Source organism: Clostridium sp. J1101437_171009_A5 (assembly GCF_015547905.1).
Taxonomy (GTDB): Bacteria; Bacillota; Clostridia; order Oscillospirales; family Oscillospiraceae; genus Pseudoflavonifractor_A; species Pseudoflavonifractor_A gallinarum.
In genome coordinates this window covers 139680-161919 of sequence record NZ_JADMVY010000005.1, presented here as the reverse complement: position 1 = coordinate 161919, position 22240 = coordinate 139680, and the positions used below count along the sequence as shown (strand labels likewise).

Annotated in this window: 20 protein-coding genes; 16 read left to right on the top strand and 4 right to left on the bottom strand. The window is 49.0% G+C overall.

Annotated features, from left to right (window positions below; translation table 11 throughout):
* Positions 1-63: 63 nt before the first annotated feature.
* From I2C21_RS08985 to I2C21_RS08970, 4 genes are all read right to left on the bottom strand, one after another.
* Positions 64-1032, bottom strand: a complete 969-nt coding sequence (locus I2C21_RS08985; protein WP_195279065.1) for an ABC transporter ATP-binding protein — start codon at positions 1030-1032, stop codon at positions 64-66.
* A complete protein-coding gene (locus tag I2C21_RS08980) occupies positions 1016-2695 on the bottom strand; it encodes an ABC transporter permease (RefSeq protein ID WP_195279064.1) in 1680 nt (559 codons plus the stop codon). Before I2C21_RS08980 ends, I2C21_RS08985 begins: the two co-directional genes overlap by 17 nt.
* A gap of 59 nt (positions 2696-2754) precedes the next feature.
* A complete protein-coding gene (locus I2C21_RS08975) occupies positions 2755-3837 on the bottom strand; it encodes an ABC transporter substrate-binding protein (RefSeq protein ID WP_101692190.1) in 1083 nt (360 codons plus the stop codon).
* Between the two features lie 117 nt (positions 3838-3954).
* On the bottom strand, positions 3955-4569 hold the full coding sequence (locus I2C21_RS08970; RefSeq protein ID WP_243207892.1) for a PHP-associated domain-containing protein: 615 nt from the start codon (positions 4567-4569) through the stop codon (positions 3955-3957).
* Positions 4570-4746: 177 nt separating this feature from the next.
* Here I2C21_RS08970 and I2C21_RS08965 point away from each other — a divergent pair, with 177 nt between their 5' ends.
* The 16 genes from I2C21_RS08965 (at position 4747) to I2C21_RS08890 (ending at position 22240) form a co-directional block, all read left to right on the top strand.
* Positions 4747-5229 carry a polysaccharide deacetylase family protein gene (locus I2C21_RS08965; RefSeq protein WP_353654791.1) on the top strand — a complete coding sequence of 161 codons (483 nt, stop codon included), beginning with the start codon at positions 4747-4749 and terminating at the stop codon, positions 5227-5229.
* A 167-nt stretch (positions 5230-5396) separates the two neighbouring features.
* A complete protein-coding gene (gene rfbA / locus I2C21_RS08960) occupies positions 5397-6275 on the top strand; it encodes a glucose-1-phosphate thymidylyltransferase RfbA (protein ID WP_195279063.1) in 879 nt (292 codons plus the stop codon).
* Between the two features lie 15 nt (positions 6276-6290).
* Positions 6291-6836: a dTDP-4-dehydrorhamnose 3,5-epimerase gene (gene rfbC, locus I2C21_RS08955; protein WP_195279062.1), complete on the top strand. Its 546-nt coding sequence runs from the start codon at positions 6291-6293 to the stop codon at positions 6834-6836.
* Between the two features lie 12 nt (positions 6837-6848).
* Positions 6849-7868, top strand: coding sequence for a dTDP-glucose 4,6-dehydratase (gene rfbB / locus I2C21_RS08950; protein ID WP_195279061.1), 1020 nt, complete (start codon positions 6849-6851; stop codon positions 7866-7868).
* Positions 7843-8826, top strand: coding sequence for a glycosyltransferase family 2 protein (locus I2C21_RS08945; RefSeq protein ID WP_195279060.1), 984 nt, complete (start codon positions 7843-7845; stop codon positions 8824-8826). Before rfbB ends, I2C21_RS08945 begins: the two co-directional genes overlap by 26 nt.
* A 7-nt stretch (positions 8827-8833) precedes the next feature.
* A complete protein-coding gene (gene rfbD / locus I2C21_RS08940; protein ID WP_101692184.1) occupies positions 8834-9682 on the top strand; it encodes a dTDP-4-dehydrorhamnose reductase in 849 nt (282 codons plus the stop codon).
* Positions 9679-10488, top strand: coding sequence for an ABC transporter permease (locus I2C21_RS08935; protein WP_180956786.1), 810 nt, complete (start codon positions 9679-9681; stop codon positions 10486-10488). The genes rfbD and I2C21_RS08935 overlap by 4 nt, the downstream gene beginning before the upstream one ends.
* Positions 10489-10497: 9 nt before the next feature.
* On the top strand, positions 10498-11778 hold the full coding sequence (locus I2C21_RS08930; RefSeq protein WP_195279058.1) for an ABC transporter ATP-binding protein: 1281 nt from the start codon (positions 10498-10500) through the stop codon (positions 11776-11778).
* An 11-nt stretch (positions 11779-11789) separates the two neighbouring features.
* Positions 11790-14135 carry a methyltransferase gene (locus I2C21_RS08925; RefSeq protein ID WP_195279057.1) on the top strand — a complete coding sequence of 782 codons (2346 nt, stop codon included), beginning with the start codon at positions 11790-11792 and terminating at the stop codon, positions 14133-14135.
* 12 nt (positions 14136-14147) lie between these two features.
* Positions 14148-14990, top strand: coding sequence for a glycosyltransferase family A protein (locus I2C21_RS08920; protein WP_328821093.1), 843 nt, complete (start codon positions 14148-14150; stop codon positions 14988-14990).
* A 16-nt stretch (positions 14991-15006) separates the two neighbouring features.
* On the top strand, positions 15007-16119 hold the full coding sequence (locus tag I2C21_RS08915) for a glycosyltransferase family protein (protein ID WP_193539149.1): 1113 nt from the start codon (positions 15007-15009) through the stop codon (positions 16117-16119).
* A complete protein-coding gene (locus tag I2C21_RS08910) occupies positions 16026-18932 on the top strand; it encodes a DUF7657 domain-containing protein (protein ID WP_195279056.1) in 2907 nt (968 codons plus the stop codon). The genes I2C21_RS08915 and I2C21_RS08910 overlap by 94 nt, the downstream gene beginning before the upstream one ends.
* Entirely contained in the window at positions 18886-20805 is a 1920-nt protein-coding gene (locus tag I2C21_RS08905; protein WP_195279055.1) for a glycosyltransferase family protein, read from the top strand. The genes I2C21_RS08910 and I2C21_RS08905 overlap by 47 nt, the downstream gene beginning before the upstream one ends.
* A gap of 19 nt (positions 20806-20824) precedes the next feature.
* Positions 20825-21541 carry a glycosyltransferase family 2 protein gene (locus I2C21_RS08900; protein WP_193539154.1) on the top strand — a complete coding sequence of 239 codons (717 nt, stop codon included), beginning with the start codon at positions 20825-20827 and terminating at the stop codon, positions 21539-21541.
* Positions 21531-21887 carry a DUF2304 domain-containing protein gene (locus tag I2C21_RS08895; protein ID WP_193539156.1) on the top strand — a complete coding sequence of 119 codons (357 nt, stop codon included), beginning with the start codon at positions 21531-21533 and terminating at the stop codon, positions 21885-21887. The genes I2C21_RS08900 and I2C21_RS08895 overlap by 11 nt, the downstream gene beginning before the upstream one ends.
* A 5-nt stretch (positions 21888-21892) precedes the next feature.
* Entirely contained in the window at positions 21893-22240 is a 348-nt protein-coding gene (locus I2C21_RS08890; protein ID WP_193539158.1) for an EamA family transporter, read from the top strand.

Sequence of the window (22240 nt, the reverse complement as noted above, 5' to 3'; positions counted from 1 at the left end):
GAGAAGAGAGACCGCCCATCGGGCGGTCTCTTTTTGCAATGCAGCAGATTTGGATGGAGTGGGTCAAAGGGAGATCGGGCCGCTCTTCTCTGAAGCAGATGGAGTCCACTCGGCCCGTACACGAGCGCCAATAGCAAAGCGGCTTCCTGCCTGGCCGGAGAGATCCACATAGAGCGTCTCTTCGCCCCGGTGCAGGATATACAGAGTGTGCGCGCCCATGAAACTGGCCTGGCCAATCAGAAAGCTGCCCGCCGGGTCGGCAGTCAGCCGGATCTCCTCCGGACGGACCAGGACCTGCTGTCCCTGATAGGGAATGTAGTTGGCCTTGCCCACAAAAGAGGCTACGTAGCGGTTCTGGGGCTGGAAGTAGATCTCCCGGGGCGTGCCGGTCTGGACGGCCTTGCCTTGGTCCATCACCACGATCTGGTCGGAGAGGCTGAGGGCCTCCTCTTGGTCGTGGGTCACAAAGATCATGGTAATGTTCAGCCGCCGCTGGAGTTCCTTGAGCTCCTCACGCAGCTGGACCCGCAGGGCGGCGTCCAGATTGGAGAGAGGCTCGTCCAGCAGCAGGATTTTGGGGCCGGTGGCCATGGCCCGGGCCAGAGCCACCCGCTGTTGCTGTCCGCCGGACAGAGCGCTGACCGGCGTGTGCTCATATCCCTCCAGGCCCACCGCGTGCAGCTGCTCCAGGGCGGCCGCGGCGGCCTCCCGCTTTTTCAGGCGCCGGAAGAAGCGCAGGCCGTAGGAGACGTTCTCCAGCACATTCAAATGGGGGAAGAGGGCATAGCTCTGAAAGACGGTGGACACCGGACGGCGCTCAGGCGGGAGGGGGACCAGATCCTGCCCCTCCAAGAGAATCTGCCCGGCGTCCGGCGTGAGAAAGCCGCCCAGAAGGTGCAGGGTGGTGGTCTTTCCGCAGCCGGAGGGCCCCAAAAGGGTGACAAAAGAGCCCGCTTCGATCTCCAGATCCAGATGGGAGAGGCCCTTGGAGCCGTCGTAGAGCTTTTTCAGCCCCTTAAGCTGTAAAAACATATGGTTTCCTCCTCTGTTTGGTGCGTTTGCTGCCGGCGGTAAAGGCCAGGTTGATGCCGACTGTGACCAGAATGAGCAGGACAGCCTGGACCGATGCGACCCCATAGCGGCCATTCTCAATGGACTGGAAGAGCTCGGCACTGGCCAGATTCTTGCCCGGTGAGATCAGGAAGATCACGGCTCCCACCGATGTCATGCAGGAGGTAAAAATGGAGACAAAGCCAGTGACAAAGGAGGAGCGGAGAATGGGGAAGAGTACGCCGAAGAGGATCTGGAGACGGTTGGCGCCCAGATCCCGGGCGGCATGTTCCAGATTGGGATTCAGGGTGGCAAAGTGGGCGTTGGCACTCTTATTGGTCAGCGAGACCTGCCGGAAGAGCATGTTCAGGATCAGAATCCCCGCCGTCCCCCGGATATAGATGGGCTCATGGCTGAAGGCGGCTACATAGCCCAGGCCGAAGAAGGTCCCCGGAATGATGTAGGGGAGGGAGGCCATAAACTCCACCGCGCGCATCCCCGGCAGTTTTCGGCGGGTGGTGAAATAGGAGAGCAGGATACCCAGAAAGGCAGCTCCGGCGGCCGCCACAGCGGAATAGACCAGGCTGTGGCCAAAGGAGCTCCACTGAGAGCGGGGCAGATCTCCCCAGTATTTCAGCGTAAATGTGAGTGTGCCGCTGGCGGTGTTGGAGAGGGAGGAGAGCAGGATCATGCCGTATTTCAGCGCCATGACAGCGAAAAAGAGCACCGTGGCGCCCCGAGCCAGGAGGGCAATGGGACGGGAGGGGGTGTAGGGCGTGGGAACAGCGGAGTCCCGTCCGTCCATGCGGACGCGCTCTTCCTGCTTCATGGCGCGGCTGTAGCAGTAGAAAGCCGCCGCTGCTGCGGGGACCATCATGACGCTGATAGCCGAAGCCCGTCCCAGATTAGAGGAGGAGATCACCTGGAGGTAGGCCTCTGTGGCCAGGACACGAAAGCTTCCGCCAATAACGATGGGCGTGCCGAAATCCGCCAGATTCATGGTAAAGAGCATCAGCAAAACGGAGAGCAGTGCGGGACGTATCAAGGGAAGAATCACATGCCGCAGGGTCTCCCCGGGCGAGGCGCCCAGATCCCGGGAGGCGAGGATCAGCCGGGCGTCCAGGTGGTCGAAGGCGGTGAGGAGCATCAGTGTGGCAAAGGAGATGCTCCCGATGATCTGGAGGATGACCACGCCGTGCCAGCCGTATGGGTTGATGCTGAGCCCCAGGAGCTGATGAGTGATGATCCCTCTCCGGCCAAAGAGCATGATATAGGCCAGCGCCGAGACAAAAGGCGGGGAGATCATGGTCAGCAGAAGGCCGCTCCGGATGAGGGAGCCGCTGCGTCCCTGCAGTGTGTATACATTCAGCGCGATGAGGAAGGAGAGGGTCACGCTGCCGAGCGAAGAGAGGGTGGCCACAAAAAGGCTGTTCCGGATCAGACCCGCGTTTTTTTCGGTAAAAAGGGCCTGATAGTATTCCAGCGTAAATTGTCCGTCCCGGAACAGGCTGGTGGCCACCACGGAGACGATGGGATAGAGGATAAAGAGGGCTACGCCGGCCAGCACCAGGAGCAGGAGCATACGGTCCAGACAGGCGGCCGCCCGGTAGCGCAGAGGGGAAGATAGGGTGTCAGGATGTTTCATAGTATCCCTCACAAAAAGGCGGACAGGCTGTTGCTGCAGCCTGTCCGACCCGGGTTTGATTAGTTGGACTCCTTGTCACCGGCCAGCGCATCCCACTTGGCCAGCAGGTCTTCCCGCTGGCTGCCGAAGAGGCGCACATCCTGCTCGATGAGCTTGCTGGTGTCCACATTGCCGATCTCAGCGGGGATCTCCACATCCGAGCGGGCCATGATACGGGCGTCAGCCTCACGCAGGGCCTCCTGTCCCTCCTTGGAGAGCATGTAGTCTACAAAGACCTTGGCGGCCTCCTTGTTTTCCGAGCTCTTGAAGATGGCGATGGGAGCGGGGGTCCAGGGGATCATGTCCTCGGGATAGAGAGCGGTGACCGGGAACTCATCCTCCATGGCGAAGGTACCGCCGGTCATGGCCAGGACAGCGATGCCGAACTCACCGGCAGCGCACTTGGGACCGGGCTCGCCGCCGCCCTGGGCGTAAAAGTCCACATTCTCATTGATGCCGCGCCAGACTTCCCAGCCCTTCTCCTCACCATATGCCTGGATGGTGCCGTTGAGGATGGCATACTGGGTGCCGGAGATGGCGGGAGAGGCCATGATGATCTCACCCTTGTACTCGGGTTTGGCCAGGTCCTCCCAGGTCTTGGGTGCCTCCAGGTTGCGCTCGGCGAGGACGTCGTTGTTGACCAGGAAGCCGGCGGGGACAAGAGCCAGACCGGTCCAGTAGCCGTCCTTGTCGCTGTAAGCGGGGTTGATGTTTTCCGCCTCCGGAGAGACATACTGCTCCAGATAGCCCAGATCGGTGGCGGCAATATAGCTGTCCACGCCGCCGCCGAACCAGATGTCGGCAGTGGTGTTGCCGTTTTCGGCCTGGAGCTGGGCCAGAGCCTTACCGGTGGAGATCTCTACATACTCTACCTTAATACCGGTCTTCTCGGTGAAGGCGTCAAAGGAGGCCTCGGCGCCGCCGTAGGCCAGCATGACGTTGAGGGTGGTACCCTCATAGGGCTTCTCAGCGGCAGTCTCGGTGGGGGCAGGGGAGGCGGACTGGGCCGGCTGGCTGGAGGGCTCCGATGCAGGGGTACATCCGGACAGGAGACCTGCCAGGAGGGCGGCTGCGGCTGCGGAGGCAGCAATCTTTTGGTTCATGTGTTTCTTCTCCTTACTCTTTTCCTTACATTTTATCCAAACGCGGTTCTTGACTTTGTCCAGAGGAAGTCCCCTGTCTGCGTCATGGCAGGCAGGGGACATACACGGCGGACAGGGTCAAAAGGTGTCCGCGATTCGATAACCATCGTTCTCCCAGATCGCCGGGTGCACACCGCCCTGATGCAGTGCCTGCACCAGTTCGGAGATGGTCCTGGGATGGCCGGGGACATAGGTGGCATAGACGCCCACCTGGCTGGTCCAGTGGGCGTCGCTGGCGCCGATGGCGGCCAGACCCAGCTCCCGACACCGAGCAAGGGCCAGGCGATTGGCGGCAAGGTCGGTACTGCCGTTGAGCACTTCCACGCCGTGGAGACCGTGGACATCCCGCAGATGCTCCTTTAATCCCCGATTGTTGCTGCGGAAGGGGTGGCAGGCCACACAGAAGCCCCCTGCCGCATTGACCTGGTCGATAAAGTCCTGGGCGGGGATGCGGGTATCGGGAAACGTATCAATTCCAAATGCGGTGATATCGCCCCAGAGAGAGTAGTACTCCACACCGACAAAAATGGGAAATCCAATTTCACGGCTGTATGCCTCAGCCTGTTCCCGGAGCCCCATACTGTCGTGGTCGGTAATGCAGACGCCGTCCAGCCCTTTGATCTTTGCGGTTTCCACAATTTCAGCCAACGTCATGCGGCTGTCACTGGAACAGGTGGATTCATGGATGTGCATATCAAGGAACATGTCGTATCGCCTGCCTTTGGGGAAGAATATAGAAGTCAGAGACAGTAGGGCGGAATAAGCCCAATAGATTGTACCATCTCGGCGGGAGAAATACCAATTGGATTCGTCAATGAAGATAAAATGATATATCGAAAAATGTAATAGGAAACTTCTGAAAATCAACAAGTGAGAAAGATAGACCGCCGCAAGTTTCCATCACCCTGGGGGAACGAGGACACCCAGCAGCTGATCGATATTCTGGAGCAGTATCAGGTCAAGGCGACGTTCTTTGTCGTGGGGGACTGGGTGGACCGCTATCCGGAATCGGTCAAGGCGCTCCATGACGCCGGACATGAGGTGATGAATCACTCCAATTCACACGCACATATGAATCAGCTCTCCCGGGAGGAGATCGTGGCGGATGTGGAGGCCTGCAATGATAAGATCGAAGCGGTGACGGGAGTCCGGCCCACCCTGATCCGGCCACCCTACGGAGAGTATAACAATACCGTGATTTCGACCATCCGCTCCATCGGTATGGAGCCCATCCAGTGGGATGTGGATGTGTCCCAAACAGGTTCAAGGAGTTGGGGGAGAACGGAGGAAGACCTTTTACTGGAAAAGAGCAACGATGGAACGGCAAGGGGATTTTTATTGCGCCTGAGATAGGCCTATGGTATAATCAATAGTTATAAAAGTGTGCGAAAGATTAAGCATAGATAATGCTATTTGCGTATCTAGTGGGGCAAAATTGTTCTTAGAGAAGAAAGAAGGCTTTCATCTCATATAAGGATGTATGGATCTCCTATCATATTGTTAATGGAGGCAACGTCAGAATGAAAGGTATTGTATTGGCCGGTGGCAGCGGAACGCGTTTGTATCCGCTTACGATGGTAACTTCCAAGCAGCTGCTCCCCATTTATGATAAACCCATGGTCTATTATCCACTGTCTACCCTGATGCTGGCGGGGATTCGGGACATCCTCATTATTTCTACCCCACATGATCTCCCCAACTTTGAGCGTCTGCTGGGAGACGGCAGTAAGTTCGGCATCCATCTTTCCTATAAAGTTCAGCCCTCGCCGGACGGATTGGCGCAGGCATTTATTTTAGGTGAGGAGTTCATCGACGGGGACCGATGTGCCATGATCTTAGGGGACAATGTGTTCTATGGCGCTGGCCTGACGGCCCATCTTAAACGTGCCGCAAGTCAGGAAACTGGAGCTACCGTATTTGGCTACTATGTGGAGGATCCCCAGCGATTCGGCGTGGTGGAATTTGATGCTTCCGGCAGGGCGGTGTCACTGGAAGAAAAGCCTAAAAATCCCAAATCAAACTATGCGGTAACCGGACTTTACTTCTACGACCAGAAAGTTTGCCAGCGAGCCAAGGAGCTTCAGCCCTCCGCACGCGGGGAGTTGGAGATTACCGACCTGAATCGAATCTATCTGGAAGAAGAGACCTTGAATGTCATTACGTTGGGCCGGGGTTATGCCTGGCTGGATACGGGGACGGTGGATTCCTTGGCAGAGGCCACGGAATTTGTCCGGGTCATTGAGACGAGGACGGATACCAAGATTGCAGCGCTGGAGGAGATTGCTTACCGAAATGGCTGGATCGACCGGGAGACGTTACTTGCTTCTGCTGAAAACTATGGGAAGTCTCCATATGGGGCACACCTGCGTGCGGTGGCCGATAATAAAATCCTCTATTAAGGAGCGTATATCGGAATGGAATTTATCAAGACAAAGCTGGATGGCGTCCTGATTGTGGAGCCGAAGGTGTTTGGAGACCATCGTGGTTTTTTTATGGAGAGCTGGTCCAAGCGTGAGTTTGAAAAGGAAGGCCTTTTTTACGACTTTGTGCAGGATAATCACTCCTCCTCCACGGTAAAGGGGACGCTGCGAGGGATCCATTTCCAAAAAGGGGACAAGGCCCAGGCCAAGCTGGTGCGCTGCGCCCGGGGCGCCGTGTTAGATGTGGCGGTGGACTTGCGTCCGGCCAGTCCCACCTATAAGCAGTGGGTGGCGGTGGAGCTGTCGGAGGAGAACAAGCGCCAGCTGCTGATTCCCCGTGGATTTGGCCATGGTTTTGTGACCTTGACGGATCATGTGGAGTTTCTCTACAAAGCGGACAATAATTATGCGCCGGAAGCCGACGGCGGTATCCGCTGGAATGACCCGGAGCTTGCCATTGACTGGGGGGTAGAAAATCCGATCCTGTCTCAGAAGGACCAGAATGCTCCCTGGCTGAAAGACGCCGAGACCGGATTTTAAGGAGGAGCCGTTATGAAAATTCTCATTACCGGCGGCGCCGGCTTTATTGGCAGCAATTTTATTTTTTATATGCGCAAGGCTCACCCGGACTATGACCTGGTATGCATTGATAAACTCACCTATGCCGGAAACCTGGAGACATTGGCCTCTGTGATGGATGATCCCAAATTTCACTTTATTCGGGCAGATATTGCCGACCGCAGTGAAATGGATCGGATTTTTGCGGAGGAAAAGCCGGATGTGGTGGTGAATTTTGCGGCCGAGAGTCATGTGGACCGGTCCATTGAAAACCCGGCGGTGTTCCTGGAGACCAACGTTATGGGCACGCAGGTGCTGCTGGATGTCAGCCGGAAGTACGGTGTGGCCCGCTATCATCAGGTCTCTACCGACGAGGTATACGGCGATCTGCCGCTGGATCGGCCGGACCTGTTTTTTACGGAGGAGACACCGCTGCATACCTCTTCTCCCTACTCTGCGTCCAAGGCATCGGCAGACCTCCTGTGCAATGCATATCATCGCACGTATGGCATGCCTATTACCATCTCCCGCTGCTCCAATAACTATGGCCCCTATCAGTTCCCGGAGAAGCTTATCCCGCTGATGATTGCAAATACCCTGGCGGACAAGCCTCTGCCGGTATACGGAGAGGGGCTGAACGTGCGGGATTGGCTGTATGTGGAGGACCACTGTGCGGCCATTGACCTCATTTTGGAAAAAGGCCGGGTGGGGCAGGTCTACAACATTGGCGGCCACAATGAGATGCGCAATATCGATATTGTAAAAATCATTCTGAAAGCACTGGACAAGCCTGAGTCTCTGATTACCTATGTGACCGACCGCAAGGGTCACGATATGCGCTATGCCATTGACCCGGCGAAGATCCATCGGGAGCTGGGGTGGCTGCCGGCCACCAAGTTTGCCGACGGAATCCAAAAGACCATTCGGTGGTATCTGGACAACCGGTCTTGGTGGGAAAACATCATCAATGGAGAGTATCAGAACTACTATGAGCGGATGTACGCAAACCGATAAACCGCGTATTGCCATTTTGATGGCCGTTTATGAGCCGCGAATGGACTGGCTGCGGGAGCAGTTAGGTTCCCTGAATGCACAGACCTATCCGAATCTGATGCTGTACGTTCGGGACGACTGCTCTCCGACGGTGCCGTATGAAGAAATACAGTCCTGTTTGCAGGAGTGTATTTCGGCGTTTCCATACGTGGTTCAGCGCAATGAGAAGAACTTGGGTTCCAACCGGACATTTGAGCGGTTAACGCAGGAGGCAGAGGGAGACTACTTTGCCTATTGCGATCAGGACGATGTGTGGTTGCCGGAAAAGCTGGAGATATTAGAAAGAGCGATGAGCGAAAGCGGAGCGCTGCTGTCCTGCTCAGATATGTATATCATTGATGGAAAAGGAGCGCAGATAGCCGACAGCATTACCAAGGTTCGAAAGCATCATGTATTTCATTCGGGTAAGGAATTGGCGGCAGGGCTGCTGACGCATAATTTTGTAACGGGATGTACCATGTTGCTCCAGGCAAAATTGGGGAAACGTGCAGTGCCTTTTTGTCCCTATATGGTACATGACCATTATTTAGCACTCTGGTGCGCAGAGCAAGGTGCGATTATTTCCGTCGAAAAGCCGCTGATCCGCTACCGGATTCACGGTGGGAACCAAACCGGATTGCTGGCTGGCGTTTACGATAAAGCCAGTTACGGAAGAGTTCGGATTGATGCCGCATATTGCCGCATGGCTTGGCTAAAGGAGAATTTTCCTTGTTGTGCCAAGATGAAAAAGGAAATTGAGGCGCGGCTGTGCTGGCTGGAGGCGCGGCAGAGAAACTGGAATCATCGCGGTGGAGCGATGCTGGTTTGGAGATACCGTAAATTCAGTCAGCTGCCCTCTCTGTTTGAAATCGTTGCGTGCCATATGCCGGAATGGCTGTTTTGCAAATTTGTAGAGCTTGGAAAGCGAAATTTAGTGTGAGGGAAAAATGAAAGTATTGGTAACTGGTGCCAGTGGCCAGCTTGGCTATGATGTGTGCAGGGAACTGACCGCTCGTGGGGTTGAAAATTGCGGGGTGTCCTCGAAAGAAATGGACATTACAGACCCACAAGCGGTCTTGGATTTTGTTATGGCGTATAAACCGGACATGGTGATCCATTGTGCGGCCTATACAAAAGTGGATCAGGCGGAAGAGGAAGCGGAAAAGGCTTTTGCGGTCAATGGGAATGGTACGCGCAATATCGCACAAGCGTGTCAGAAACTACATGCAAAAATGCTCTATATTTCCACCGACTATGTGTTTCCTGGAACGGGAGAACAGTTCTATGAGGTCGACGATCCCAAAGGCCCGCTGAATGTTTATGGAAAGTCAAAGCTGGAGGGCGAACTGGCGGTACAGGAACTTCTGGAGCAATATTTCATTGTGCGCATTTCGTGGGTTTTCGGAGAGCATGGGAACAATTTTGTAAAGACAATGCTGAGACTGGCGGAGCAACATCAGACCATCCGTGTCGTCGATGACCAGGTTGGATCGCCAACCTATACCAGGCATGCAGCACAAGCGATATGTGATATAATCAACAGTAAAAACTATGGGATCTATCATTTGACCAATTCTGGAATTTGTTCGTGGGCGGAATTTGCCCGGGAGATTTTCCATATCGCCAACCGGAGTGTATCTGTTATTCCGATTGCAAGTGACGCGTATCCAACAAAAGCAGTTCGGCCGCATAATTCACGACTCAGCAAGAGTGCGAGCGATGCACTGGGATGGACGCCGCTTCCAGATTGGCGAACTGCATTATACGAATATCTGGGGGAAATAGACGCACTATGATTCTATTGCAATATTTTCGGGAATTTTGTTCAGATGTATTTGAACGACGCAGGATGATCTGGGATATTGCTGTAAATGATTTTAAGGCCAGATTTTCGAACTCTGTGTTTGGTGCGTTTTGGGCATTTGTGCAACCGCTTGTTTCCATATTGGTATACTGGTTTGTATTTGAGGTTGGATTCAAGAATCCGCCTGTGGACAATGTTCCCTTTATCTTGTGGTTTACACCGGCATATATAAGTTGGATCTATTTTTCCGAAACTGTCATATATTCAAGCGCCTGCTTGGCGGAATACTCCTATCTGGTGAAGAAGATGAATTTCCGAACAAGCGTATTGCCGGTTGTGAAAGTCCTGTCTGGATTGTTTTTGCACCTGTTTTTCCTGGTGTTTTTATTTTTGATGAACATTTTGTATGGAAATCCGGTGCGGCTCATCTGGCTCCAGAGCTTGTACTATATGTTTGCGATGTGCGTACTCACGCTGGGACTGGGTTTTTTGACATCGAGCATTACCCTGTTCTTTCGGGATATGACACAAATCGTGCAGGTTGTACTGCAGGTTGGTTTTTGGCTTACCCCCATTTTCTACAGTGAAGATAACATTCCTCGCGCCCTGATGATGATTTTAAAATTGAATCCAATGTTTTATATTACCAGAGGATATCGGGACTCCTTTATCTATGGCGTGCCATTTTATCAGAGAATAGGGACAAGTCTTTACTTCTGGATTGTGACAGGGATAATTTTCTTGGCGGGAGCCCTGATGTTCCGCAAGATGAGACCTCATTTTGCGGATGTAATATAGGAGTTTGGCATGGAAGAAATGACATGTATGATCCAATGCGAAAATATAACGAAAAAGTATGCACTGTATTCACGGAAAGTTGACAGACTTCTTGAGGCAATGAGACCGGGAGGGCGTTCTTACCATAAAGATTTTTATGCGCTGCAAGGAATTACCTTCTCCATGCACAAAGGGGAATGTGTTGGTATAGTTGGAAAGAACGGCTCTGGAAAATCCACACTGCTGAAGATATTAACCGGTGTTTTGACCCCTACGGAAGGATCTGTCCATGTTCAAGGAAGAGTTTCCGCGTTGCTGGAGCTGGGTGCGGGATTTAATCCAGAGTATACTGGATATGAAAATATATATTTAAACGGATCGATTATGGGGTACAGCCGGGAGGAAATGCAGCGCAAACTCCCGGAAATTATTGAGTTTGCCGATATCGGAGATTTTATAAATCAGCCGGTCAAAATTTACTCTTCGGGTATGTTTGTCCGGCTTGCATTTGCCGTGGCAATCAGTGTGGATCCGGAAATTTTGATTATCGATGAGGCCCTAGCTGTAGGAGATGTCTTTTTCCAATTAAAGTGCTATAAAAAGATTGAGGATTTCAAAAAACAGGGAAAGACGATTTTATTCGTCAGCCACGATCAGTCAAGCATCATTAAATATTGCGACAGAGCGATTTTACTGGATAAGGGCCGTATGGTCTGTGATGGCGCACCCAAAGAGGTTATTGACGAATACAAGCAGATTCTGGCGGTTGAAAAGCAGCAAAACCAACCCCATTCTGAGGAGGCAATGCCGGAAGAAGAGCGGGAATCTATCTGCTGGAAGACACAATACGCTTTGAATGAGAAAATATTGGAGTATGGTGACCGGCAAGCAGAAATTACGGATTTCGGGATTTTTGATGAAAGTGGAAACTTGGCCACCATTTATAACAGAAACAGCGTGTATACAATTAAAATGAAGGTGCTCTTCCACGCTGAGATTCAAAATCCGATTTATGCGATTACCTTCAAAGATATGTCTGGGCTGGAGGTTGCCGGAACAAATACCATGCAGGAAAATGTCGATACCGGGACCGTAAAGCCGGGCCAGACGGTGACCGTTTCCTTTCGACAGAAGTTTCCATTTCAGAATTATCCTCTTTTTCTATCTCTTGGGTGTACAAAATTTGACGGGCAGGGCGAACTGCGTGTATTGCACCGTTTGTATGATGTCCTTTGCATACAAACACTCGGAGCAAAAATAACCAATGGTTTTTTTGACATTGATTCAAAGGTAAGGATTGCGCAGCAGTAAGGAGAAAAGCTATGGCGGTTTTCAATACGAAATATTATCAGAGCCAGGAAGACGCCCTCTATTCTGATGGCGATATTGAAGATGAGATCTATACACGTGTTTGCAAGTGTGATGAGACGCTTGGTATGGATCCCCGCTGGGCTGTATTTTATCACTTTTCTCCACAGCGAGAGAACATATTGAACTGGTACCCGTTTGAGTCTAACAGTACCATTCTGGAGATTGGAGCCGGCTGTGGCGCGCTGACCGGACTGTTGATCCGGCGGGGTAAACATGTGACCTCATGCGAATTAACCATGCGAAGAGCCAAGATCCTTTTTCAACGCTACGTGGATGCGGACAACCTGGAAGTCATTGTCGGAAATGTACTGCGTGTGGAGTTTGAAAAGCGCTTTGACTATGTGATCATCAATGGTGTATTGGAGTATGCCGGTGGGATCATGGGAAAAGATGTGGAAAACCCATATACACAATTTTTGAGCTATATGAAGTCTCTTTTGAAGCCTGAGGGGAAGATTTTACTTGCCATAGAAAATCAATTTGGCCTTAAATATATCAACGGCGCACCCGAAGATCATTTGGGCCGAGTTTTTGCGGGGATAAACGGATATCCTGGGCAAAATAAAATACGTACTTTTTCGCGCAAAGAACTTTCCAATCTTTTCGAATGCGTGGGGTTGGATGTGTTGCGGTGGTATTATCCGTATCCGGACTATAAGTTCCCAACCGAAATTTTTTCTGATTCTACGGTGGATGAAATAGAGCCGAAAACCACGGATGTACCCTATGATATGCCTCGAATTGAGCTGTTTGATAAGGAAATTGTCAGAAAAGCTTTGATGGAAAACAAAATTGCTGGAGTTTTTAACAATTCATTCTTGGTGGAGCTGGGAAACAAGGCATGCCAAGAAATGAACGGACCGGACTATGTTAAAATTAGCAGCAATCGAAAAAAGAAATTTGCAATCTGTACACAGATCTATCAGCAGAAGGAAATTGTAGAGAAACGAGCACTTTATCCAGATGCGAATGAACATCTTCAACGGATGGAAACGCCAATCCAGGATCAGGGACCGATTTGTACCGTCCAATCAAAATATGAAGATGGTATCTTAAGGTATTCGCTGCTGCATGAGCAGAGTTTGACGAGTCTCCTGAGTGAACAAGCCGAGCAGGGGCAAGTCGATGCCTTCTGGGATACACTCCAAATTTTAAAAACGTATTTGTACAGGGGTGACCTTTCAAAACAACCTGTAGATCCAAAATTCTTGGAAGCGTTTGGCCCTGTTGAGCCCCAAAGACAGCTGCATTGGACAGAAAAAGTAAATATTGATTTGAACACGGACAACTTTTTTTGTGGACCGGATCAATGGACTGTCATTGACAATGAATGGGTCTTCTCCTGTGCGGTTCCGGGGGAGTATGCTCTTTGGAGAGTATTGCAGCAGCTAAGAGACCATGCGCTGTTTCGGCCAATCGTTACAGAAGCGGCGGTAAGAGATTTCTTAGAAGTAGGCGAGCCGGAGCTGGAAGTTTTTGAGAAGTGGGAACACCACTTTATTTCAGAGTATGTTGGTATGCAAGATTTTGCATCTCAGCAAAGAGCCGTATATCATATCGACCTGGATGAAAGCATTAAAGAGGAAGAGGCCAAGCAGTTTCTTTGGAGCCAGCTTTTTCTATTTGATGAGGCCGGCCATGCCGAAGTATTGAAAAGTGCGGCTCAAAATAAGGACGGCACATGGTGTGTCGAGTTTCAGTCAGACAGGATTGCACAGGCAAAACAAATCAGATGGGATCCACTGGAAGGAAATGCATGCAGTATATCTGATGTTCGACTGGAGGAGCTATCGGTAAGACCGATCAATGCACGATCCTGGGATGAAAATAAGGCTGTATTTTCCACCTACGATCCCCAATTCCTGGTAGAGGGCAGTACGTCAAACAGAACATGTATCCAAATCCAATTTAAGTGCGAGATTTTGGATTGGACGACTGGCTACTTTCAAATAGAGTGCGAGAGAAACGCGGAACGGGAAAAACGTCTAAATGCAGAGAGACAGTGTGAGGCGGTCCGTGCTGAAAATCAGCAGCTTCTTATGCGGACTGAAACGGTGGAAGCGCACGCAGCGGAAATAGACCAGCAATTGCAGGAGGAGCGGGCGCAAGCAGAAGATAGTGCCCAAAAATTGCGATTAGCGCAGGCACAGATTGCAGAAAAGGAACAACAGCTGAAAGAGACTGAGCAACAATTACAACAGATAAATTCTGCATTGGAATATTTAAAGGGAGAACTATGTGACCATCGGTGGAAATCTGCGGCAAAGATTCTTATGAAGAGAAAAATAGAAGGTTAAGGGTTGAATTAAGTGGAAAAAGTTAGCGTAATCATGCCCTGCTATAATGACGGGGAATATATAACAGATGCGGTTGCGTCTGTATTTGGTCAATCTTACACTAACATTGAATTGATTGTCATTGATGATGGATCTGATGATCCCAAGACCGTGAGCATACTTGAAGAACTGGAAAAACAGGGGAATGTGAAGCTGCTCCATACGGAGAGGTTGCGTCCGGCAGGTGCAAGAAATGCCGGGATCGAGATTGCTACGGGAAAATATATTTTGCCCGTAGATGCAGATGACCTGATTGAGCCGTGTTATATTGAACGGGCGGTTCAGGTGATGGAAGAAAAAGAAAATATTGGGATCGTCTATTGCCACGCGGATTTGTTCGGCGAAAAGAGCGGACCATGGGAGCTTCCGGAATATTCCTTGCGCTCCATGCTGCTCGACAATGTTATATTTGTCACAGCCCTATTTCGAAAAGAGGATTGGGAAAGTGTCGGGGGATTTCGGACAAATATGGAGCATGGAATGGAGGACTACGACTTCTGGCTTTCGCTGCTGGAGCTCGGGAGAGAGGTAGAGCAGTTACCGGAAACATTCTTCCACTACCGGATTAAGCCCAGATCTCGAACTACGAAGTTCCAAGAAAGTGCAGCAGTTGTGCAAGAGACTTACCGAAACATTTATTTGCAGCATCCACGGTTGTATGAAAAATATAAAGATGAGTATGCGATTATTTTGCGTGATGCGCTGATCGAGCAGCTTTTTCTGAACCGTGCATATCAGGAGAGCCTGGGGATACTGGAACGACTGAGAAAAAATCCATTCTTAAAATATTGGATCAAAAAATTCATTTTAAAATAAAACGGAGTTTATACGCATGATTATATTTACTTCTGTGTGTGCTAATTACGTGCACAAAGCAAGAACTTTGGCACAGTCGGTAAAAAGAAACATTCCGGATGCAACTATGGTGCTGTGCCTGGTAGAAAGAGAAATTTCAAATGCGATACCAAATGAGTGCTTTGATCACATTGTTTTAGCGAAAGATGCTTGGGAAGGAAATTTTGACCGTTTCATTTTTAAGCATAGCATCGTGGAAGCTTCTACAGCGGTAAAGGGGCAGTTTTTTCGGTACTTGATGGATCGCTTTACGGAAGAAGATAAATTTGTGTATCTGGATCCGGACACTTATGTGTATAGTGATTTTGTTGAGCTGAGAGAGATGTTGGATCAATATCCGATTGTTCTTTGTCCGCACCTGCTCAAACCGGGTAACATTGATATGGAGCTTTCCAGTACCGCACATGGCGTATATAACCTCGGATTTTTGGGCATTAAACGCAGCGACGAAGGAAGAAAGTGCGTTGATTGGTGGGCGGAAAGACTGTACCTCTTTTGCTATGATGACATCCAAAGAGGAATTTTTACCGACCAAAAATGGTTTGATCTTGTTCCAAGCTTTTTTGATGCTAAGATTTTCAAACATCATGGATATGACTTTGCGCCCTGGTCGCTTATGAATTGCAATATTACGCGGGATGACGGCGGATACTATATTGAGGGAGATCCGCTGCGCTTCATCCATTTCTCCGGATTTGGCGCCAGTGCGGAAAATTGCATGGATAAATGGCTTCCTGAGGAAGGACAACTATTTCGTGAACTCTATGCAAAGTATGCGGCCGAGCACAATCAAAACGACGCAGATCATATCTCGAAAACGCCATGGAGCTACGCGAATTACTATTCAGGAGAAGAAGTAAAGCGTGAGGTGCGTGAGGCGTACCGGGAAAACTACGATGTGATGTTTTTGTATGACGACCCGTTTGCGAAGTCGAATAAGATTTACCAGGAGTTACTTGGTGTTGAAAGCAATGGGAAAATAAAGAAACCGTCTAAATGGAAGAGGAGACTGCAAAAGGCGCGGGTCATACTCGCAAGCAAAGGAATTTGCGGGCTGGCAAAGGCGTTTGTACAGTGGATAAAACGATGAAAATTTGGAAACGTGCAATTATATTCATCATTTTGGTTGCAGTAGGCTTCATGTTCTATATACAGAGCTGGGAGCCTCATGTTGCGATTGATATGCAATCGGATATTGCAACAAGTATCAATTTGTTTTATGACAATGGAATGGTGGGCGAGTATCGCTTTGATGATACCCATATGTCCGAAGCCGTTCCTTTAAGTGCAGGGAGACAGACGGTTTTTATCCCGGTTCCAAAGGAAGGGATGAATCGGATCCGTTTGGATTTTGGAACATCTCCCGGAACGATGACTTTGTTTTACATTACGGTCCAGCCGACCTTATTTGAGGAATATTGTTTTGATTCCTCCGATATTTTTAACTGGTTTGAAGTCCAAAATGATATTATAAATAGCGAAGAAAAAGACGGCGCAGTTGTATACACAGTCACAGGAACAGATGGATTCATTGCCGCGGATACCGATTTGACACAGGCAGTAACTGCAAGAATCTCTCTGAAAACAGTGACTGCCCTTGCTGCGGTGGTAGCGCTTGCGTGTGCGCTGACATGGATTGATATTTTGGCCAGAGGCTTTGCTAAAATTTTTAGGAAACTATATCAATTGGGGCATGATTTGTGGGTATATGTGCACATCCCGAATGATTGCAAACGTGCAGTGTTGGGAGTAGGTGTGTGTGCAGTTTCCGCAGCATGTATTGCCCTTGTGATAGATGGAGTGCTGTTAAAAATCCTATATCGTGCGGCTGTTTTTTTGGGAATGGACACGATGACCCGGTACTTCAGCGCAGGAAACAGTTTTTCATTGCTGCGTGCAGGCTTTTTCTTTATTTTGGTTTTTGTTGGAATGCTATGCCTGCTGCTGGGAGGGGAGAGAACCGTACGTTACCGGTATCTCCTGGCAACGCTGCTTCTTGTCCTTATGACCTGCGGGGAATACACCGGTTCTTCCTTGGGCTTTTACGACGGAATGCTGCTGGGAAATACGGAAGAGTACCAGTGCAGCACTCTGCTGGGAATTCCGCAGGGAATTCGTGGAGATGAGTGGGCAACGGAGAAGCCCTATTATTTTGCGCAGGTAAATGGTGGTGACGATCTTCCTTATTACAACGATAAGCTGATGATGGACGGGGCGGATATGATTGTATCCGCATTTTCACCAGTAAAAGATCCGATCATCCTATTCCGGCCATCTTTGCTGGGATTTTTGTTCTTGCCGGCAGCGAATGCGTTTGCATTTTACTGGTGGTGGAAGATTATTACACTCTTTATGTCTGCATTTGAGCTTTGCCGTATCCTAACGGGACGGAACCGATATGGATTTTACGGGGCGATGATTTTCACATTCGCACCTGCGATTCGGTGGTGGCTGTCTCAGTCCACCACGGAATTATATACGTTTGGCTTTTTTGCAGTGGCGTGCTATTATGCATACTTCCAAGCAGAGAGAAGAGTGCTCCGAGGACTGTCGATTGTTGGTGTATTTTACTTCTTAACTTGTTATATACTGACAATTTATCCGGCCTGCCAAGTCCCGGTGGCTTATGTGCTGTTGGGGGTTGTAATCTGGATTATATGGAGAAACTGGGACAAGCATCCCTTTGCGCCCCGACGCCTGTGCACCTATGTGTTGGTCGCCCTTCCGTTTGCGGGGCTACTGGTGCGCTTCTGGCTGATGTCTGGACCGGCAATTCAAACTATGCTGGATACGGTTTATCCAGGAGCAACAAGAGCGTGGATTTCTCTCCCCGCAGAGTATCCGCTCTACCAACTGATCAACCCATTTACTGCCTTTATTCGGCATCCAGACTTTTCCAACTCTTGTGAAATCAGTCAATTCTATTCATTTGGCATTGTTACGGTCCCTCTGATTATCTGGCTGATCGTACGCCGTCAGAAAAAAGTGCTCTTGCCGGCCCTATTGTGTGGCATATCAACCTTGTTGGCACTGATAGCTTGGCTCCCAGAAATGCCGATCATCAATCAAATCACACTGCTGTCCATGAGTTATCCCAGCCGAATGATGATTGCGTGTGGGATCGGCTATACACTTACTCTGATATCACTGGTCCCCATGCTGGAAGAGGAGATACAGGGGATTTGTGCACGAAAGGCATTGGTAATCTGTGGAGCGCTGTGGCTCTTCCTGTTATCCGTAGGGTCCAACTGTGAGAACGTATTTAGCTATTTTTGTGCGGTTCGGTTTGGTACCGTATTTTTTGTCTTTATTGTAACCCTCCTTTGCTATATGGCATATCTGCTTTTGCGAGGGGGGAGACGCTCCTGCACTTACTTTATGTCCCTGCTTGTTGCACTGAATGTCTTTTCTACAGTTTGGATCGATCCGATTACCTGTGGTACGGACTCTATGTTTGAGAAGACAACCATGCAGGCCATTCGGCAGCTCAATGCAGAGAACCCCGGGCGGTGGATGGTCAGTGGAAGTCCGACGATTTCGAATCTGGTAAGCGCACAGGGCGTAGCTCGTGTCAGCGGGACCTACTATTATCCGGATTGGACCATGATGGAGACAATTGATCCGAATCATGAATACGAGCACTACTGGAATCAGTATGCCCATATTGATATGCGCTTGACAGTTGGAGAAAATCGAGTCGAAATATACGATTATGAAAAGAGTGAAAAGGTCGATGGTACAAACAGAATAATTTATATTAATTTGGAGACGGCAAATAAGCTTGGAATAAAATATATTTTCACATCTGTTAGAGTACCGGAGGAGTTAGTAAGCACTGGGGCCATTGAGTTGGTCTATGAAGATTCAATTGACCCATGGCAAATTTATGCCATCGTGGGATAGAGAGTGTGATACTGTGAATTTTGAAATACAGGACAATCGTTCTGTGTATTTTAATAAAAAAACTATATTTTTGATCCTAATTTTATTAATGGGATTAATTTTGAGAGTTTATGTAACAGACTTTAATAGACCAATCGCAGATAGTTCAGATAGTGCCGCTTATGATTATGCTGCTAGAAATCTTATAAAATACGGCGTACTTGCCAATGATCAAGACGGCGCTATGTATCGTGGAGAGGTTGCGATTTCTCCTGCAAGTAATGTTATGCCTGGATATCCCATTTTTTTGGCGATGGTTTATATCATAAATGATGCGTTGCCTTTTGCATATATGGTACAGGTATTTCTAAGCTTTGCGGTACTTTGTCTTATCTATTTGTTGCTGAAAGAGATTGGTATATCATTTTTTGTTTCTGTTTTTGTGACGGCCGTTGCAGCAATTTATCCGGCATTTCTATATAATCTGGATATTTTATTAACAGAAAATTTATTTACAGCGCTTTTAACTGCGGCAATTTATGGAATGGTCCGATTTATGCGACGTATGGAAAGTATTCGGCATCCATATTTTTATGTTGCGGGCATAACGGCTGTATTGATGGCAGCGGTTATGGTACGTGCGCAGGCACTTCCTTTTTTGGCAGTAGAAATATTTTTCCTGTTGATATATGCAACAGCCTTACCACTAAAAAAAAGAATCCGATGCTGTGGCATAGTGATAATCGTTGCACTGGCCTTTTTAGTGCCTCTTTGGATACGAAATTGGTTGGATTTTCATCAATTTTGGTTGCTTACAGAGGCTGGGGTTGGACCACAAATCTGGGGGGCACAGCCCTATTTCCTGGACATGAGCAGTACAAATGGGGTGGATATTGATTCGCTGATTTTCCAGAATAAAGCGCTGAGTGAAACACTTTACTGGAAATGGCGGGTATTTGGATTTTTTAACTTTATGTGGTATGATTTCTGGGATGAGAACCTGGTGCATCCATACAAAATACTGAGCATGTTCCGGTTGATCCATCCTCTTCTGATTGTGCCAACCATCGCATTGATTCCCGTATTTATTCGAAAAAGCAAAAAAGAAGTACTTTTGATAGGTTGTGTACCTCTCTTATTCACATTGATGTGCCTGCCTTATCATGGACTTGCACGTTATGTGTATCCGTCCATTCCCTGTGTTTTGATACTATTTGGGGTGATAGTACAGAAAGTTGTTTTTAAAATCAGAAAAAAGAAAAGCGATACAGATATTCAAGTATATGAGCAAAAGAGTATTGCCTATATAGATCTGATCTTTCGATATGCTTATTGGGCATTTAGTATCGTGTTTTCCATTATTCTTCTGTACAGTGTTTATATTTTTTCGTGGAGCGTGGGGACAGAGATGTCAAATTACCGACTTGCCCGCACGTATGACGTCTCGTCCTCACAGGTGGAGTCCTTTCCTGTGTTAGAAAGCCAGGAGCTTATTTCGGATCGATCGTTGTGGCGCGTAGACAATGTGGAACAAATTGGTGATACCACGTATCAGGGAATATGGGACGGAATTCCGATTTTGCATGTCCAAGTTCCAGAATCGCAGGCTTCTTTGAGTGAAAATTCTGTAATTACCAAAGTGGAATTGGATATGCCGGGAGGATATCTATATGATTATTGTACGGTGTATTGGACTGGAAGCCATACACCTGAAATATCGGAAGATGATGTCTATGGCAGATTTCCGCGCACGTCACTCAATGGAAAACAGACTGTATATATCGATGATAACGTTTCCAGCCTGATGATCGTTCCATGTGGATTCCGCGGGACAGAATTTTCCATCAACAGCATCCGTATTACAAAATATCAAGTGCCAGAGATGGTACAATAGATGATAAGCTTGAGGTCATATGAAAGTTTTAGTAATCGTTCCCGCCTACAATGAGGAGCAAAATATTCTGAAAACCATAAGAGATATTCAGAAGAGCGGGCCGGAGAGCATCCAGTATCTGGTGATCAATGACTGTTCTACCGACAAGACAAAGAGCGTGCTCAGACAAGCAGAAGCCAACTATCTGGACCTCCCCATCAATCTCGGGATCGGTGGTGGTGTACAGACGGGCTACCGCTATGCGTTGGAGTATGGCTATGATATTGCTATCCAATTTGATGGTGACGGCCAGCACGATGCGCAGTATTTGCAGGATCTAATTGCACCGATTGAGCGCGGGGAAGCCGATGTGGTCATTGGCTCGCGTTTCCTTGAAAAGGAGGGATTTCAGTCAACCGGTCTGCGCCGGCTGGGGATTAATTTTCTCAGTGGACTGATTCATCTTCTCTGTGGTGTAAAGGTTCGGGATGTGACCAGTGGTATGCGGGCGGTAAACCGGAGCATGATTGAGCGATTTGCTGCCGATTATGCACAAGACTATCCCGAACCAGAGGCAATTTTAGCGGCGGGACTTGCTGGGGCGAAAATTGTGGAAGTGCCTGTCCAAATGCGGGAGCGTCAGGGGGGAGTCAGTTCGATTAACCCGGTTCGTTCGGTGTATTATATGATCAAGGTCTCCCTGGCTTTGATCTTGTTCCGTCTTATGTACGGAAGGGAGGCAAAAAATGATCAGTAGGACACTTCAAATTGTGATGCTTTTCGCAGTGGCGGTATACTTTGTACTGTTGCTCCTGCTGCTGAAAAAGAGGAGTTTACATTTAAAATATACACTCCTCTGGATATTTTCTGGCATTTTGATGCTGGTGTTGGCTGTATTTCCGCATCTTTTGGATTGGTTTGCTGCATTGATCGGCATTTATGAGCCGACAAATGCACTGTTCTCGTTGATTTTCTTCTGTGTAATTATGATCTTGATGTCACTCACTGCCATTGTCTCTAAGCTGAATGAGAAAAATAAGCAGTTGGCGCAAGTTGTGGCATTGTTGGAACAACGGGTACGGGAGTTAGAAAAGGAGAAATAACCATCATGAAGATGACACTTTTGTGTTTGCTAAACACCGCTTTGATGGCCACAGGACAGATGCTGTTTAAGTATGGTTCCAGTGGGAAATCGATTACTGGGATTGTGGACATTATTCGGCTGTTCTTTTCTCCGGTGGTATTTTGTGCGCTGTGCTTGTATGCAGCTACAACTGGGCTTTGGCTCTATATTTTAAGCAAGGTGCCAATCAGTTTTGCCTATCCGATCCAGGCGCTGGCATTCCCGCTGGTATTACTTGCGTCCATGCTTGTATTCAAAGAGAGTATATCAATTACCCGGTGGGTTGGAGTATTGGTGATTGTCTGCGGTGTGATGATTGCTACGCATGGATGA

What these genes read in the sequence shown, in the direction of transcription:
- I2C21_RS08935 (WP_180956786.1), top strand. Translation starts at nt 9,679, where the DNA reads ATGATTCTATTGCAATATTTTCGGGAATTTTGTTCAGATGTATTTGAA.
- I2C21_RS08895 (WP_193539156.1), top strand. Translation starts at nt 21,531, where the DNA reads ATGATCAGTAGGACACTTCAAATTGTGATGCTTTTCGCAGTGGCGGTA.
- I2C21_RS08915 (WP_193539149.1), top strand. Translation starts at nt 15,007, where the DNA reads ATGATTATATTTACTTCTGTGTGTGCTAATTACGTGCACAAAGCAAGA.
- I2C21_RS08970 (WP_243207892.1), bottom strand. Translation starts at nt 4,569, where the DNA reads ATGCACATCCATGAATCCACCTGTTCCAGTGACAGCCGCATGACGTTG.
- I2C21_RS08930 (WP_195279058.1), top strand. Translation starts at nt 10,498, where the DNA reads ATGGAAGAAATGACATGTATGATCCAATGCGAAAATATAACGAAAAAG.
- I2C21_RS08900 (WP_193539154.1), top strand. Translation starts at nt 20,825, where the DNA reads ATGAAAGTTTTAGTAATCGTTCCCGCCTACAATGAGGAGCAAAATATT.
- I2C21_RS08980 (WP_195279064.1), bottom strand. Translation starts at nt 2,695, where the DNA reads ATGAAACATCCTGACACCCTATCTTCCCCTCTGCGCTACCGGGCGGCC.
- I2C21_RS08910 (WP_195279056.1), top strand. Translation starts at nt 16,026, where the DNA reads ATGGAAGAGGAGACTGCAAAAGGCGCGGGTCATACTCGCAAGCAAAGG.
- I2C21_RS08925 (WP_195279057.1), top strand. Translation starts at nt 11,790, where the DNA reads ATGGCGGTTTTCAATACGAAATATTATCAGAGCCAGGAAGACGCCCTC.
- rfbD (WP_101692184.1), top strand. Translation starts at nt 8,834, where the DNA reads ATGAAAGTATTGGTAACTGGTGCCAGTGGCCAGCTTGGCTATGATGTG.
- I2C21_RS08985 (WP_195279065.1), bottom strand. Translation starts at nt 1,032, where the DNA reads ATGTTTTTACAGCTTAAGGGGCTGAAAAAGCTCTACGACGGCTCCAAG.
- I2C21_RS08890 (WP_193539158.1), top strand. Translation starts at nt 21,893, where the DNA reads ATGAAGATGACACTTTTGTGTTTGCTAAACACCGCTTTGATGGCCACA.
- rfbB (WP_195279061.1), top strand. Translation starts at nt 6,849, where the DNA reads ATGAAAATTCTCATTACCGGCGGCGCCGGCTTTATTGGCAGCAATTTT.
- rfbC (WP_195279062.1), top strand. Translation starts at nt 6,291, where the DNA reads ATGGAATTTATCAAGACAAAGCTGGATGGCGTCCTGATTGTGGAGCCG.
- I2C21_RS08905 (WP_195279055.1), top strand. Translation starts at nt 18,886, where the DNA reads ATGAAGATTCAATTGACCCATGGCAAATTTATGCCATCGTGGGATAGA.
- I2C21_RS08975 (WP_101692190.1), bottom strand. Translation starts at nt 3,837, where the DNA reads ATGAACCAAAAGATTGCTGCCTCCGCAGCCGCAGCCGCCCTCCTGGCA.
- I2C21_RS08945 (WP_195279060.1), top strand. Translation starts at nt 7,843, where the DNA reads ATGAGCGGATGTACGCAAACCGATAAACCGCGTATTGCCATTTTGATG.
- rfbA (WP_195279063.1), top strand. Translation starts at nt 5,397, where the DNA reads ATGAAAGGTATTGTATTGGCCGGTGGCAGCGGAACGCGTTTGTATCCG.